Here is a 433-nt window from a genome sequence, read left to right on the forward strand (position 1 = left end):
CCATTCTTGATGCAGACGGGAAACCAGCAGGTGCCATCAATGTCTTCCAGGATGTCACGGCCCTCAAAGAGGCCGAAGCCGAACTGCGCCGCAAAAATAATCAGCTCGCCGCCTTCCTCGACACCGCGGCGCTCGGGCTGCACCGAGTGGGACCGGACGGCATCATCCAATGGGCCAATGCGGCCGAGATGCAGATGCTCGGCTATTCGCCGGAAGAATACATCGGCCATCACATCGCCGAGTTTCATGCCGACCAGCCAACCATCGTTGACATTCTCAAACGGCTGACTTGTGGCGAGACACTTCACGAACGCGAAGCTCGGTTGCGCTGCAAGGACGGTTCCATCAAGCACGTGCTGATCGATTCGAGCGTGTTGTGGGAGGAAGGTAAGTTCATCCACACGCAGTGTTTCACGCGCGATGTCACCGACCG

1 protein-coding gene is annotated in these 433 nt (G+C 58.2%); it reads left to right on the forward strand.

What is annotated here, in order from left to right; all coding sequences use genetic code 11:
• Positions 1–433, forward strand: a 433-nt coding sequence (locus tag I6F37_RS40685; RefSeq protein WP_225154474.1) for a PAS domain-containing protein, incomplete at both ends; no start/stop codon positions are given.

The sequence above is a fragment of the Bradyrhizobium sp. NBAIM08 genome (assembly GCF_020193935.1).
In the GTDB taxonomy this organism is placed as follows: domain Bacteria; phylum Pseudomonadota; class Alphaproteobacteria; order Rhizobiales; family Xanthobacteraceae; genus Bradyrhizobium; species Bradyrhizobium yuanmingense.